The sequence below is a fragment of the Tumebacillus permanentifrigoris genome (assembly GCF_003148565.1).
GTDB classification, from domain to species: domain Bacteria; phylum Bacillota; class Bacilli; order Tumebacillales; family Tumebacillaceae; genus Tumebacillus; species Tumebacillus permanentifrigoris.
Window position 1 is genome coordinate 241,094 of the sequence record NZ_QGGL01000006.1, and the last position, 14,351, is coordinate 255,444.

The 14,351-nt window shown below is 55.5% G+C and carries 12 protein-coding genes, 1 rRNA gene and 1 other annotated feature; of the genes, 11 read left to right on the forward strand and 2 right to left on the reverse strand.

Annotated features, from left to right (window positions below; all coding sequences use genetic code 11):
* The first annotated feature begins 11 nt into the window (after positions 1 to 11).
* The 9 genes from rpmI (at position 12) to C7459_RS09195 (ending at position 7,386) form a co-directional block, all read left to right on the forward strand.
* Positions 12 to 209 (forward strand): 50S ribosomal protein L35, encoded by a 198-nt coding sequence (gene rpmI, locus C7459_RS09155; protein ID WP_109688517.1) that lies wholly within the window; start codon positions 12 to 14, stop codon positions 207 to 209.
* Between the two features lie 56 nt (positions 210 to 265).
* Positions 266 to 619: a 50S ribosomal protein L20 gene (rplT, locus tag C7459_RS09160; RefSeq protein WP_109688518.1), complete on the forward strand. Its 354-nt coding sequence runs from the start codon at positions 266 to 268 to the stop codon at positions 617 to 619.
* A 140-nt stretch (positions 620 to 759) separates the two neighbouring features.
* Positions 760 to 1,416, forward strand: a complete 657-nt coding sequence (locus C7459_RS09165; protein ID WP_109688519.1) for a potassium channel family protein — start codon at positions 760 to 762, stop codon at positions 1,414 to 1,416.
* A 14-nt stretch (positions 1,417 to 1,430) separates the two neighbouring features.
* A complete protein-coding gene (locus C7459_RS09170; RefSeq protein ID WP_109688520.1) occupies positions 1,431 to 2,225 on the forward strand; it encodes a TrmH family RNA methyltransferase in 795 nt (264 codons plus the stop codon).
* A gap of 69 nt (positions 2,226 to 2,294) precedes the next feature.
* Positions 2,295 to 2,645, forward strand: a complete 351-nt coding sequence (locus tag C7459_RS09175) for a DUF2512 family protein (RefSeq protein ID WP_109688521.1) — start codon at positions 2,295 to 2,297, stop codon at positions 2,643 to 2,645.
* A 68-nt stretch (positions 2,646 to 2,713) separates the two neighbouring features.
* Positions 2,714 to 2,972: a binding site (T-box leader), on the forward strand.
* 37 nt (positions 2,973 to 3,009) lie between these two features.
* Positions 3,010 to 4,074, forward strand: a complete 1,065-nt coding sequence (pheS, locus tag C7459_RS09180) for a phenylalanine--tRNA ligase subunit alpha (RefSeq protein WP_109688522.1) — start codon at positions 3,010 to 3,012, stop codon at positions 4,072 to 4,074.
* 15 nt (positions 4,075 to 4,089) lie between these two features.
* Positions 4,090 to 6,519: a phenylalanine--tRNA ligase subunit beta gene (gene pheT / locus C7459_RS09185; RefSeq protein WP_109688523.1), complete on the forward strand. Its 2,430-nt coding sequence runs from the start codon at positions 4,090 to 4,092 to the stop codon at positions 6,517 to 6,519.
* Between the two features lie 61 nt (positions 6,520 to 6,580).
* Complete coding sequence (gene zapA, locus C7459_RS09190; protein WP_109688524.1) at positions 6,581 to 6,877, forward strand: cell division protein ZapA; 297 nt, start codon at positions 6,581 to 6,583, stop codon at positions 6,875 to 6,877.
* Positions 6,874 to 7,386 carry a CvpA family protein gene (locus C7459_RS09195; protein ID WP_170119379.1) on the forward strand — a complete coding sequence of 171 codons (513 nt, stop codon included), beginning with the start codon at positions 6,874 to 6,876 and terminating at the stop codon, positions 7,384 to 7,386. Before zapA ends, C7459_RS09195 begins: the two co-directional genes overlap by 4 nt.
* A gap of 73 nt (positions 7,387 to 7,459) precedes the next feature.
* Here the strand turns inward: C7459_RS09195 and C7459_RS09200 are convergent, their stop codons facing one another.
* Positions 7,460 to 7,840 (reverse strand): phage holin family protein, encoded by a 381-nt coding sequence (locus C7459_RS09200; protein ID WP_109688538.1) that lies wholly within the window; start codon positions 7,838 to 7,840, stop codon positions 7,460 to 7,462.
* 135 nt (positions 7,841 to 7,975) lie between these two features.
* On the opposite strand from C7459_RS09200, the gene C7459_RS09205 reads away from it, so the two are divergent.
* Complete coding sequence (locus C7459_RS09205) at positions 7,976 to 10,327, forward strand: endonuclease MutS2 (RefSeq protein ID WP_109688526.1); 2,352 nt, start codon at positions 7,976 to 7,978, stop codon at positions 10,325 to 10,327.
* A gap of 211 nt (positions 10,328 to 10,538) precedes the next feature.
* Here the strand turns inward: C7459_RS09205 and C7459_RS09210 are convergent, their stop codons facing one another.
* Complete coding sequence (locus C7459_RS09210; RefSeq protein ID WP_170119380.1) at positions 10,539 to 13,811, reverse strand: PBP1A family penicillin-binding protein; 3,273 nt, start codon at positions 13,809 to 13,811, stop codon at positions 10,539 to 10,541.
* Between the two features lie 353 nt (positions 13,812 to 14,164).
* Between C7459_RS09210 and C7459_RS09215 the strand changes: the two genes are divergently transcribed.
* Positions 14,165 to 14,351 (forward strand): 16S ribosomal RNA (locus C7459_RS09215); the annotation flags it as partial.

Consider the following 14,351-nt stretch of genomic DNA (forward strand, 5'->3'; position numbering starts at 1 on the left):
GTTTCGCAATCATGGCTAAGATGAAAACTCACCGCGGCGCGGCGAAGCGTTTCAAAAGAACTGGCTCCGGCAAACTGAAGCGTTCCCACGCGTACAGAAGCCACATGTTCTCCAACAAAGAAACCAAAGTTAAGCGTCACCTGCGCAAGTCCGCGATGGTACACCCGTCCGACCAGAAGCGCATCGAGCAAATGCTCACCTACCTGTAAGCTACAATTTTACATCCACGAACACAACGTTTTTGATTGCATAGGAGGTTACTGAAATGCCGAGAGTTAAAGGTGGTACTGTCACCCGTAAGCGTCATAAAAAAGTACTGAAACTGGCACGCGGTTTCCGCGGCTCCAAACATCGCCTGTTTAGAACTGCTAACCAGCAGGTCATGAAATCCCTGATGTACGCATACCGCGACCGTCGCAACAAAAAACGCGACTTCCGCAAACTGTGGATCGCGCGTATCAACGCAGCAGCTCGCCTGAACGGTCTCTCCTACTCCAAGCTGATCCACGGCCTGAAAGTAGCGGGCGTTGAAGTGAACCGCAAAATGCTGGCTGAACTCGCTGTAAACGACAGCTCCGCTTTCACCGAGCTGGCTACCCTTGCAAAAGGCAGCAAGTAAGTCAACGAAAAGACCTGACCTGCGGGCCAGGTCTTTTTTTTCTTGACCGGGGTTGTGAGATACTTTCGTTCAGGGTATGCTACGAAAAGATACATATCGTTTGACAAGAACTGGGACGCTCTGAAGGGGAGTTGAGCCAGATGGCGCAAAAGCAATTTGCAGTCGTTGGTTTGGGTCGTTTCGGCACCAGCGTTGCTCGTACACTGTATGAGATGGGTTATGATGTGCTGGGGATCGATTCAGATGAAGATATCATTCAAGACCGTGCCGATCTGGTGACACATGCGATCGCATGTGACTCGACAGATGAGAGCGCGTTGAAGGCGATTGGGATTCGGAACTTTGACGTGGTGGTTGTCGCGATCGGGGATGATGTGAAAAACTCGATTTTGACGACGCTGATCTTGAAAGAGATGGGCGTGAAGACCATCGTGGTCAAGGCGCAGGACGAGATGCATGGCAAGGTGTTGGAGAAGATCGGGGCTGACAAGGTCGTCTACCCGGAGCGGGACATGGGCTATCGTGTCGCGCACAATTTGATCTCGCCGAACATTTTGGATTACATTGAGTTGGCGGAGGATTACTCGATTTTGGAGCTGCAGGCGCCGAGCAAGTTTGTCGGCCGCTCGCTGGAGCAGATCGATATCCGCCGCAAGTACGGCTGCAATGTGATGGCGATCAAACATCGGACGCATATTAACATCGCACCGATTGCCAGTGACATCATCCATGAAGGTGATGTGCTGGTTGTTGTGGGGCGCAATGAAGATTTGGATGAATTGGACGAAACGAGATAGAGGTGGCTTACGAGATGGAATTGATTACATCTGTGAAAAACAACCGCGTGAAGGCGTGGGCTTCTCTGAAGCAAAAGAAATTCCGCAACTCGACAGGGCGTTATCTGTTGGAGGGCGTGCGTTTGGTCGAGGAAGCGATTGATGCCGGGGCTCCGATTGAGGAGATCTTGATCAGCGGTGATCAGTTGTCGGGGCGTTTTGACAAGATCATCACGGCGGCGACGGGGATGGGTGTCGCGTTGTATGATGTGGCGGAGTCGGTGCTGGAACATGTGGCCGATACGCAATCGCCACAAGGGGTTATCGCTATCGTCAAGAAGTCGGAAGGCGATGCGTATGCGTTCCTCGCGAACAAGGAGAAGCCGTTGTACCTGATTCTTGATGGGATTCAGGACCCAGGCAATCTCGGGACGATGATTCGGACGGCTGATGCGGTCGGGGCGACCGGTGTGTTTGTCGGTTCGACTTGTGTGGATGTCTACAACCCGAAGGTCGTCCGCTCGGCGATGGGGTCGATGTTCCATCTGCCGGTGTTTGAGGTGGAACTGGGCACGCTGCTCCCGAATCTGCGTGAGCATGGGGTTTCGGTTGTCGCGACCACGGTCGATGCGGAGCAGACCGTTTTTGCAGCTGACTTTGCTGGGGCTGTTGCACTCGTCATCGGGTCGGAAGCGCGCGGCGTTTCGTCGGAGATCGCCGGGATGGTCGATACGCAGGTCACGCTGCCGATGCCGGGCAAGGCGGAGAGCTTGAATGCAGCGACCGCCGCTTCGGTGATGTTGTATGAGGCGCTGCGTCAACGGCTGTAGATTGTTCCTTTTCTTTTCATAGCTCGACAAGCGATAGGGCATCCTCTTGAGTATGGGGGTGCTTTTTTGATGAATCAGGCGTTGGGTTTGATCGTGAAGTTGATAGGGACGTTTGCAGCGGTGTATTTTGTGGCTTTGTTTTTTCCGTTGCATGGGTACATGAACATTTTTCATGCACTGATTTTGAGCATCGTGATCACGTTGATTGGGTTTGTGACGGATCTGGTTGTCCCAACCGCTTTGAATAACATCGTGGCGATTGCCGTGGACTTTGTGATGGCCGCTGTGGTTGTGAAGTTGGGCAGCAATCTATTCCTGAACATGTATGTCAATTTGTACTTTGCCTTGTTTGTCGGTCTCACGGTAGCGTTGGTCGAGTTTTTTTATCACGCGAAGTTTGTGCGCAAGGCGAAGATGTAATTTCTTACAAGGGTGAAGTTGCATTTGCAGTTTTGGTATACTATACTAAGTAGCAACAATCAAAGATTGAATCAGCGTTGATGGAGAGAGTACGCATATCGCCGCGTGATCAGGGAATGGGTGTCATGGACTGAGAACACCCTCACGCATGTGCCTATGCTGAAGTTCACTCCGTAGCTGCTCGCTTGAAGGAGCTTGTTCGTTGAAGCTTTGGGTAGGGCGTGCCGGTGTGACAACACCGTTATCGTAATGAAGTGGAGTCCCACGACTCGTTTTTTTGTGGTGGCTCAATAAGGGTGGTACCGCGAAGACCTTTTCGTCCCTTGTGGAGGAAGGGTCTTTTTTATTTTAGGAGGGAATTCAGATGAGAGAACAGCTGTACTCGCTCAAGGAGCAGGCGCTGACCGACTTGCAACCCCAAGATTCTCTGCAGGCGATCAATGACTGGAAGGTCAAGTATCTAGGCAAAAAAGGCGAACTGACCGCGATCCTGCGCGGCATGGGCGCCCTGAGTGCCGAAGAACGTCCCGTCGTCGGCCAATTGGTCAACGATGTTCGCGACGCGCTGGAACTGGCGTATGGTGAGAAGGAAGCGGAGTTCAAGAAGGCGGAGCGCAACAAGCGTCTCGCAGAGGAAGCGATCGATGTGTCGCTGCCAGGTCGCGCGATCTCGGTCGGCTCGGAACACCCGCTGAACCAATTGATCCGCGATATCGAAGACATCTTCCTCGGTCTGGGCTTCACGGTGGTCGAAGGCCCGGAAGTGGAATACGATTACTTCAATTTTGAAGCGATGAACGTGCCGAAAAACCACCCGGCTCGCGATATGCAAGATACGTTCTATATTACGGAAGAGTTGCTGATGCGCACGCAGACCTCTCCGGTGCAAGCCCGCGTCATGGGGGCCAAGTCGGCCGAAGCCCGCGCCAACGGTCAGGAACATCCGGACCCGATCCGCATCATCTCACCGGGCCGTGTCTACCGCCGCGATGATGATGATGCCACCCACTCCCACGCCTTCATGCAGATCGAAGGTCTGGTCGTCGATCGCAACATCCGCATGAGTGACTTGAAGGGCACGCTGCTGACGTTCGCTCGCCAGATCTTCGGTGAGTCTGTCCAAGTCCGTCTGCGTCCGAGCTACTTCCCGTTCACGGAACCGTCTACCGAAGTCGATGCCACCTGCCACAACTGTGGCGGCACGGGGTGTCGGACTTGTAAAGGCACCGGTTGGATCGAGATCCTCGGCGCAGGGATGGTTCATCCGAGCGTGCTCGAACTGGCAGGCTACGACCCGACGGTATTCTCCGGCTTTGCGTTCGGCATGGGCGTAGAACGCACCGCGATGCGCCGCTATGGCATCGAAGACATCCGCGGGTTCTATCAAAACGATGTGCGCCTGATGCAGAACTTCAAGTCGCGGATGTAGGAGGAGACGAAACTTATGAAAATTAGCTATCAATGGCTGAATGAATATATCGACATCGCGGATCTGACTCCGCAGCAACTGGGTGACAAACTGACCGATGCTGGCATCCCGGTCGAGGTCTTCACCGAACTGAACCAAGGTATCACGGGCGTCGTCGTCGGTCACGTTCTCGAAACGCGCCCGCACGAAAATGCCGACAAACTCCGTGTCTGCACGATCGATGCAGGCACGGGTGAGCATCTGCAGATCGTCTGTGGAGCACCGAACGTCGCGCCGGGACAAAAAGTTCCTTGCGCCGTGGTCGGCTCGGAACTGCCAGGGGACTTCAAGATCAAAAAGGCCAAACTGCGCGGCGTGGAGTCGCAAGGGATGCTCTGCTCAGCGAAGGAACTCGGTCTGGACGTCAAATTGCTGCCGAAGGAACAGACCGAAGGTCTGTACATCCTCCCGACTGATGCACCGGCAGGGACCGACATCGCAGACTATCTGCACCTGAACGATGTCGTCATGGAGTTGGAATTGACCCCGAATCGCTCGGATGCGCTAAACTACCGTGGCGTTGCCTATGAAGTGGCGGCCATTCTCGGTCGCAAAGTCAAGATGCAAGAGGAGTTCAAAGCTCCGAACCTGACCTCGACCCCGGTCGCGGTGAAGATCGAATCTGACCTGTGTACCAAGTACTCTGCACTCGTCGTCAAGGATGTCACGATCGCAGAATCGCCGCTCTGGTTGCAAGCGAAACTGCTGGCTGTGGGTGTGCGCCCGATCAACAACGTGGTCGACGTGACCAACTTCGTGATGTTCGAGTTCGGCCAACCGCTGCATGCCTTCGATCTGGCAAAAGTTGCCGATGACACGATCATCGTCCGCCAAGCACAGGATGGCGAAACACATGTCACGCTCGATGGCGTGGAGCGCAAACTCGACGCCTCGATGCTGGTGATCGCTGACCCGGAAAAAGTGATCGGTCTGGCTGGCGTCATGGGTGGCGAGAACTCCGAAGTGGATCAGGGCACGAAGACCATCGTTCTCGAATCGGCGTACTTCGATCCGGGCACGACCCGCAAAACGGGCAAGGCGCTCGGTCTGTTCTCGGAAGCGCAGAAGCGTTTTGAGAAGGGCATGATCGACCAAGGCATGATCACCAACGCTCTGCTCCGTGCGGCGACTCTGATCGCAGAACTGACAGGCGGCGAAGTGGTCGGTGCTCCGGTGGAAGTGGTCAAAGGTGCGGCTGAGCCGAACGTGCTCGACATCACCCTTGAACGCGTCAACCAATACCTTGGCACTGAGATCGCGGAACACGAGATGGTGGACATCCTGACTGCCCTCGGCTTCCACGTGGCAGGCTTCAAAATCGACGGCGCGCACCGCGTCACCGTCCCGACTCGTCGCCCGGACATCACCCGCGATGTCGATTTGATCGAGGAAATCGCGCGGATCTATGGCTACAACAAGATCCCGGCTACGCTGCCGGCGGGTCATCTCGCCCAAGGTCTGCTCTCTGTCGAACAACGTCTGAAGCGCACCGTGCGCGAACTGTTGATCAACATGGGTCTGACCGAAGTGATCACCTACACCTTCCAAAGCCCGTCCGCACTGGAACGCCTCGGTCTCGCGGAGGAGGAACAACTGACCAAGCGTCTGGCACTGATGCATCCGATGTCGGAGGAGCGCAGCGTTTTGCGCACGCATATGTTGCCGTCCCTGCTCGAAGTGGTCGAATACAATCGCAACCGCAAAGCGAACGATCTCGCGCTGTTCGAAGTTGGCCGCGTGTTCTTCCCACATGAGAATCCGGCAGAACTCCCGACGGAGCGCACACGCGTCTCTGCGATCTTCACCGGAAACTATGGTGCGGTGGGCATCGGGGAGAAACCGCGTCCAGTCGACTTCTTCACCGTGAAGGGCATCGTCGAAAACGTGCTCGCAGGGCTGGGCATCAACGGCGTCACCTACCAAGCGGTAGAGATGGCGAGCATGCATCCTGGCCGCACGGCTGACATCTGGCAAGGCGAGCGTTTCCTCGGCTACCTCGGGGCGCTGCACCCAGAGGTCGAAGAAGCGTGCGACCTGCCGCCGACCTACTACTTCCAATTGCATCTGGAAAACCTCGTCGAAGCGCGGGAAGGTCGTGAAGTCACCGTGGCTCCGCTGCCGAAATTCCCGGCGATGGAACGCGACATCGCGGTGCTCGTAGATGTGAACATCCCGGCCGGTCACATGCTGGGCACGATCAAGCAAGCGGCAGGCGACCTGTTGGAAAGTGTGCGCGTGTTCGACTTCTACCAAGGTCCGCAAGTCCCGGACGGGAAAAAGTCGCTCGCCTTCGGACTGACGTATCGCTCGCCGGAGCGCACGTTGACGGACGAAGAGGTCTCCGAGCGTCACACCCGCGTCCAAGACGCGCTGAAGGAAGGGTATGGAGCGGAACTTCGCGCCTAAGAAGGATTTTCCGACCTGCGAATCGAAATGAGCAGGGAGACTAGAAAGGGGCGAATTTCCCTTGACGAAACATCCCACTTCCGGCAATGTCGAAGTCAATAAAATCAGAGCTGTCATCTACGGCCAAGATTATCAGATAAAGGGCAGAGCCTCTGTCGATCATTTGCGTATGGTTGCGATGCTTGTCGACCACAAGATGAAGGAGATTGGCGAAGCGAATCCACGCCTTGACCTGAACCGTGTCGCGGTGCTCGCTGCTGTCAACGTAGCTGACGAATACTTGAAGCTGCGTCAGGAGTACGAAGATCTCCTGCGTATCCTCGAACAGGCACAGGCATTAGGAGGAGAGTCGGAGTGACCGATGTGGTGATCGGTGTCTTCCTGTTGCTCGCCGCATTGAATGGGTGGCGCACAGGTTTGATACGGCAGATCATCTCGCTGATCGGTGGGCTCGTCGCGTACTTTGTCGCCAAATCGGCCTACCCGTCGTTCGTTCCGGTTGTCGCCAAGTATGTGACGGTGACGACCGCAACAGATGGCGGCAATCCGGTGGCGATGTTGATCGCAGACACCGTTTTGAAAAACCTGCACGGGGCGATTGCCTTCCTGCTGTTGTTTTTCGTCAGCTTCTTCGTCGTGAAGTTTATCGGACGCCTGCTCGACATGATCGCCAACTTGCCTGGGCTCTCGATCGTCAACCGGATTGCAGGAGCAGGGATCGGTCTGACCTTGGCGGTGTTCATCGTGGCGTTGGTCGTCAACGTCATGAACCTGATGCCGCAAGAGTCGATTCGTGGACTGCTGCAACACTCGCAGTTCGCTGCGCTTTTGATCTCGAAATTCAAGGGGTTTCTCCCTGTGGCCTAACCTGCGAAAAAGCCCTAGACCGATATCGGCTAGGGCTTTTTCGTATCACTCGCTTGGAGCAGTGTAGAGCTACTTAGTCGTTGCGATCACGCAAACGCTCGGAGGCGCCGCGACGGCCGCCCAACACGTTGCCTTTGACATCCCCCGGCACGAACAGGTCGATCAAACCGATCACCAACGACGCGAGGATTGCACCGAACAGGGTAACTCGCATGCCCGGTACGAACAGTTGAGCAAGGTAGATCACGACAACACCGCTGATGAAGCCGATAATGCCACGGCTGTACGGCGACACGCGCTTGCCGAACAACAGTTCGATTACCCATCCCATGACAGCGATGATCACTGCTGCGATCAATGCGGATGTGAACGACAAGCGGCTAAACCCCGGGACGAGCATCCCGACTACCATCAAGACGATTGCCGATACGATAAAACGGACGATGGCTCCCATAACTTTTGCCACGTGAAGATCCTCCTCCTTTGCTGCTGTGATGTCATTGTGCGATGCGAGTGTAGGGATAGAATGTCCCGTTTTTTCATGAAAGATGTGTTATAATTGAATGCATTATTTGGGGGTGACTTCACCATGAACGAACGAGTGCTTCGCGTGCTCGAATATGATAAAATTCGCGATCAAGTGGTGTCACTGGCGAGCTCCTCGCTAGGCAAAGCGATGGCGCGAGACTTGTTCCCGTCCACGCAATTGGACGAGGTAGAAGCGTGGCAGCAAGCAACAGCAGAGGGCGTTACCGTGTACCGTCTGCGTGGACTGATCCCGATGGGGGGCATCCATGACAACCGGGGGCCGCTGCGCCGCACGACGATGGGCGGCACGTTGACAGCTGCCGAACTGCTCGACATCGCCGACACGATCATGGCGGGACGCCGGTTGAAAAAATTCCTGCATGATACGCATGAACAGGAAGCTCTGCCGTACCTGATCGATATCATTGAAGTGATTCCCGAGCTGCGCGATGTGGAAGAGGACGTCCGCTCCTGCATCGACGAGAACGCGGGTGTGCGCGATACCGCAAGTTCGGAGTTGCGCCGCATCCGTGGCGACATCCGCACGATGCACGCCCGGATCAAGGACAAGTTAGAATCGATCCTGCGCTCCTCGAACACGCAAAAGATGCTACAGGAACAATTGATCACCCAACGCAACGAACGCTACTGTGTGCCGGTCAAGATCGAGTACCGAGGTTCGTTCGATGGGATCGTCCATGACCAATCCGCGTCAGGGAGCACGCTGTTCATCGAGCCGGCGGCGGTCGTGCAGATGAGCAACAACCTGCGCGAGTTGGAGATCAAGGAAGTGCGTGAGATCGATAAAATTCTCGCGCGTCTCTCAGGCGAGATCGGCGAGCATGCGCACGTTTTGCTCGATGCACAGGAAGCGCTGGCCGAGCTTGATTTTATTTTTGCCAAGGCGACGTATGCGAACAACTTGCGTGCGACCCGTCCGCAGATGAACGACAAAGGGATCATCACGATGCGCCGTGCGCGTCATCCGTTAATTCCTCGCGATGTGGTCGTACCGTCCGACCTGCGATTGGGTGAGGACTTTACACAGTTGATCGTCACCGGTCCGAACACCGGCGGGAAAACGGTTACGCTCAAGACGTTCGGCCTGTTGACGTTGATGGCGATGTCGGGCCTTCATGTGCCAGCTGATGATGATTCGGTGCTCTCGACGTTTGACGAAGTGTTCGCCGATATCGGGGATGAGCAGTCGATCGAGCAATCGCTGTCGACGTTCTCCTCGCACATGACGAACATCGTGAACATTTTGGACCGTGTGGACTTCCGCAGCCTCGTGTTGTTTGACGAGTTGGGTGCAGGGACTGACCCGACGGAAGGGGCAGCGTTGGCGATGTCGATCCTCGACTTCTTGAAGGTGCGCGATGTGAAGACGGTGGCCACCACGCACTACAGCGAGTTGAAGGGCTATGCGTACAACGAGCCGAGCGCCATCAACGCGTCGGTCGAGTTTGATGTGGAGAGTCTGCGTCCGACCTATAAGTTGTTGATCGGGATTCCTGGGCGGTCGAATGCGTTCGCGATCTCGGAGCGCTTGGGTCTGCGCGGCGATATCATCGAGATGGCGAAGGCGCGGTTGAAGACGGAGGATGTGGAAGTCGACAGCCTGATTCGCAAGCTGGAGCAGAACCAACTGACCGCCGAGAAGGAACGGGAAAAGGCGGAGGAGCTCCGCCGCGAGATGGAGCAGCGGATGCTCGACTTCGAACAGGAGCGCGAGGCGTTCCTGATGCAGAAGGACAAGATCATGGAGCGTGCGGAACAAGAGGCGCGCAAGGCTGTCCAGTTGGCAGATCGTGAGGCGAAAGAGATCGTCGAAGAGCTCCGCCGCATCGCAGCTGAAGAACGTGGACAGATCAAGGAGCACCGTCTGATCGAACTGCGCAAGCAGTTGGAGGATGCAGCTCCTGCGATGCCACGCGATGCGCGGGCGTCGAAGGCGAAACCGTCCGCACGACCGCTCCAAGTCGGAGATCATGTCCGCGTCGTCCACCTGAACCAAAAAGGGGACATCGTGGAACTCAAGGGCAAGCAAGCGATGATCCAGATCGGTTCGATGAAGACGAAGGTTACGCTCGATGCGCTTGAGCTACTGCCGAAGGAAAAAGCCCCGACCCGCACGGTTGTCGGTCGCAAAGGAGCCGAGCCGAAACTGGTCGGTTTGGAGCTGGATCTGCGAGGGTACAACATCGAGGATGGCATTATGAAAGTGGACAAATATATCGACGATGCGTTGCTGGCGGGGATGGGCACGTTGCACATCATCCACGGCAAGGGCACCGGTGTCTTGCGCAATGGTATCCAAGACTATCTAAAGTCACACCGTTACGTCAAAACCTACCGCTTCGGTGCGGAAGGCGAAGGCGGCAACGGGGTCACGGTTGTCACGTTGAAGTAAGAGAAAAGCATCCAGCCTCGGAGAGGTTGGATGCTTTTTTGCGTAAGGGGTGTGGTTGGTGAGTAGGTGGGGTGTGTTTTGCGTAAGGAGAGCGTCTGGTGAGTAGGTTGGATGCTTTTTTATTGGAGAGCGTCTGCTGATAGTAGACGGGACGCTTTTTTGTAAAAAAAGAGCATCCGCCTGCGGGAGGGGATGCTCTTGGTGGGTTGGGTTACTTGGTGCCGCTGACCGTCTGTGAGGGTGTTGAGGTTGTGCCGTCTGCACTGACGGAACGGACGCGGTAGTAGTACTTTTGGTTGGCTTCTGCGGTACTGTCGGTGTAGCTGGTGTCTGTCGCTGACCCGACTTGGGCCCAGGTGGAACCGTTGGTGCTGCGTTCCACGACGTAACTTTGTGCGCCGCTCGCTGATCCCCAATTGATGACGAGGCCATTGGCTGTCTTGGTGATCCCCACGCTGGACGGCGGTTGCGCTTTTCCAGTTTGACTTCCGGTGCCGCTGTTGCCATCGCCTGCGGGTCCGCCGTTATTGCCAGTGCCACCATTCCCGCCGGAGACCGTGCCTTTTACCGGGGGGGAGGCGTTTGACTCTTGGCTGCCGGCCAACGCTGTGACTTTGTAATAGAACGTGGCTCCCGGCAATGCGCCTACGTCGGTGAACGTCGTGTCAGACGTGGAGCCGACTTTTTGGAACGTGCCACCTGCTTCGGTGTTGCGATAGATCGTGTAGCCGGTCGCGTTGGGCACCGCACTCCACGAGATCGTCAAGCCCACCGGAGCGGGTGTCGCTTGTACGGATGAGGGAACGGCCAGCGAGACTTGACCTGGCGTTACAGTCACCGTCGAACTCGGTGCAGAATGTGCGCCATCGTTATCCAAGGCGACCACTTGGTAGGAGTAGGACGTACCTGTCTGCACGGACGGATCGGTGAATGCAGGAGTGGTGACTTCCTCGACGATCTGGAACGGACCTGCTTCACTGTTCGCTCGGAGGATGAGGTAGCTTTTCGCTCCACTGACGGCGTTCCAAGTCAGACTGATCGAGTTTGTTGTCGAAGCGGTGATTTTCAGACCGTTCGGGGTCTTGTCCGATTGGACGGAGACTCCGTCCTTGGCATCACCGGCGGGCAATTCCATCTCCCAATCGAGCGGAAGGTAGGACTTGTTGTTATCGGGAAGTTCGTACTTGTCGCGCTTGATGAAGACGCCTTCCTTCACGAGATAGGCAGGAGTCGAATCGGTCGCGAGGAACTTTTTGCCGCCGACTTCGAAGTACTTGGCTTTGACCAGCACATCATCCTGTTCGCGCGGCTCACTGCCTGCGAGGAACATCTCCGTGCTGACGGCCTTCTGTTGGTTGCAGAGCTCAGACGGCAGCTTGCCGGAGTAGGAACAGATGCCGATCTGACGAACGCCGCCCGGATTGGGGAAGAAGGCTTCGGCGTGTTCCTTCTGGGTCGGCAAGAGTTCGGCCATGATCTCGTTCCACAATTTCTTTGGTCGGTTGCCTTCTCCAGACAGCAAGGTGCGTGGTAGGTTATAGCCAACCCAGATGCCGAGCGTTACGTCGGGAGTGTAGCCGATAAACCATGCGTCTTTGTCTTCGTTGGTGGTCCCGGTCTTGCCGGCGATCGGGATGCTTGGGAACTTGCGACCCACTTCGCTGGCTGTGCCTTTGCGAACGACGTCTTTGAGCATGTCATTGATGATAAAGGCAGTGTTCGAGCTGAACACTTGGTCTGTTTTGGACTCATGCTTGTAGACGGAGTTTCCATCGCGATCTGTGATCTCATCAATCATAAACGCATCGCGCCAGACGCCCGCGTTCGGGAACGTCGTGTAGGCGCTGGTCGCTTCCAGCACAGTCAAGCCATGTGACAGGCCACCAATCCCGGCTGAGAGATTCTCGTCTTCCGGTACGAGCGTGGTGACGCCCATTTTGCGCACATAATCGAGACCTGCTTTGGGGGTGATATCATGGAAGACTTTGAGCGCTGGAATGTTGTAGGACTGCTCCAATGCTTTGCGCACGGTCATCAGCCCGTGGAATTTTTTGTCCCAGTTCATCGGGAAGTACTTCCCGTCGGCAGCATTCTGATCCGGCCAAACCATCGGCACGTCGTCGATGACGGAGCCGGAGCCGATTTTTTTCATGTCGATCGCGGGGCCGTAGACCGCAATCGGTTTCATCGTCGAGCCAGGCTGACGGGCTCGTGTTGCGTGGTTGATCTGGTCCTGCTCATAATTGCGACCGCCGCCCATCGCAAGGACACGGCCCGTCTTGTTGTCGATCAATGTCGCGCCGGATTGCTCCATTGCGTTTTCGACGTGGGTCGTCTTGCCTTTGTTGTCCGTCACGTCATACGTAAGATTCTTAGGATAAAAGTCCGGATTGTTAAGCACGGTATCAACCGTGGTCTGCAGGTTGCGGTCGATGGTGGTGTAGATCTGGTAGCCACCGCGGAACAAGGCTTGGCGCGCTTGGTCGAGCGACTCGTACTTGCCAGTTTTCAAAAGCTCCTCGGCTGCGCGGGTTTCAAGCTCCGCATTGAGGTGCGGGAAGAGCCCGGCCTTGATTTCCTTTTTCTGTTGAACCGATTGCAGGTCGGCGGAGATGTCGAACTTTTTCGCCTCTTCGTATTGAGCGGCGTCGATGTACCCGTTTTGCAACATCTCGCGCAGGATATATTCCTGGCGGTCGAGCACGTTGTCCAAGTTCTCATAGACGTTGAACAGGCTCGGGTTGTTCGGTAGCGATGCGAGTACGGTCGACTCGGCAAGGTTCAGGTCTTTTGCCGACTTGTTGAAAATCGATTTGGACGCGCGTTCGATCCCGTAGAGGTTTTCGGTGCCAGACTTGCCAAAGTAGATCCAATTCAGGTAGGTCACGATGATCTCGTCCTTGGTCAGCTGTTTCTCCAACTGAATGGCGAGGTAGGCTTCCTGAATTTTGCGCTCCCAAGTGCGATCCTGCTCTGGGAACATGGCGTTCTTGATCGTCTGTTGTGTGATCGTCGAAGCGCCCGATTTGATAGAGCGTCCGATGGCATTCTGCGCAAATGCGCGGGCCATCGCATACGGGTTGATGCCAAAGTGCGAACGGAAGTTTTTATCTTCTGCCGAGATGAAGGCGTTGACGACAAACGGGGATACATCTTCGGTCGACTTGATCAAGTCGCGGTTGCCGTCTCCTTGCAAGGCAAACATGAACTGCTTGTCCGAATCATAGACTTTGGTGGTCGCCGCCATGTTCGTGATTCCGTTCAGATCGAGTACAGGTGCCCGCTTGGCGATCGTCGCGACATATCCAGCCGCAGCACCACCGCCGATGATCGCAGCGGATAGGGAAACGAAAGAAAAGATTTTAAAGGCCTTCCAAAAGCGCCGTTTTTTCTTCTTCTTCGTTGGGGCCGCTTCGGAAGAGTGGTCCTTCTCAGCGCCGCCGTGTCGGTCACTGCGGGAACCCGTGATTTGTTGATCATCCATGTAAGTTGTCCTCCCCCTAACTTTCCCTATTATACCATACGACAAAAGACGTACAATAATAGCTAGGACTAGACACGATCTGCTACGGGTAGCTTTTGGAAAAGAGTGGGCATCCATACGTTGCCATCAGATTTGGCGTGCGAAAACAAAACTTGGAGGTCATTTGGGCTAATCGCGAATGGTGAGCGCTCAGGCGGGAATTTGTTTTCGTTTGCGGAAATGTTGAATTGTGTCGAGGGAATGGGCATGGTAAGATAACTCTTGTCGCCGCGAGAGACACTACGGTGACGCGATTGATCCTTGAAAACTAAACGAGTGATAGATGAGAATCGATTCGAGCCTTGAATCAAACTTTAATTGAGAGTTTGATCCTGGCTCAGGACGAACGCTGGCGGCGTGCCTAATACATGCAAGTCGAGCGGACTGATACGGAGCTTGCTTCGAGGATGTCAGCGGCGGACGGGTGAGTAACACGTGGGTAACCTGCCTGGCAGACTGGGATAACGCTTGGAAACGAGTGCTAATACCGGATGATCTCTT

Bases quoted from the DNA above. Each gene is read 5' to 3' on its own strand.
- rpmI (WP_109688517.1), top strand. From the start codon at position 12: ATGGCTAAGATGAAAACTCACCGCGGCGCGGCGAAGCGTTTCAAAAGA.
- rplT (WP_109688518.1), top strand. From the start codon at position 266: ATGCCGAGAGTTAAAGGTGGTACTGTCACCCGTAAGCGTCATAAAAAA.
- C7459_RS09165 (WP_109688519.1), top strand. From the start codon at position 760: ATGGCGCAAAAGCAATTTGCAGTCGTTGGTTTGGGTCGTTTCGGCACC.
- C7459_RS09170 (WP_109688520.1), top strand. From the start codon at position 1,431: ATGGAATTGATTACATCTGTGAAAAACAACCGCGTGAAGGCGTGGGCT.
- C7459_RS09175 (WP_109688521.1), top strand. From the start codon at position 2,295: ATGAATCAGGCGTTGGGTTTGATCGTGAAGTTGATAGGGACGTTTGCA.
- pheS (WP_109688522.1), top strand. From the start codon at position 3,010: ATGAGAGAACAGCTGTACTCGCTCAAGGAGCAGGCGCTGACCGACTTG.
- pheT (WP_109688523.1), top strand. From the start codon at position 4,090: ATGAAAATTAGCTATCAATGGCTGAATGAATATATCGACATCGCGGAT.
- C7459_RS09200 (WP_109688538.1), bottom strand. From the start codon at position 7,840: ATGGGAGCCATCGTCCGTTTTATCGTATCGGCAATCGTCTTGATGGTA.
- C7459_RS09205 (WP_109688526.1), top strand. From the start codon at position 7,976: ATGAACGAACGAGTGCTTCGCGTGCTCGAATATGATAAAATTCGCGAT.
- C7459_RS09210 (WP_170119380.1), bottom strand. From the start codon at position 13,811: ATGGATGATCAACAAATCACGGGTTCCCGCAGTGACCGACACGGCGGC.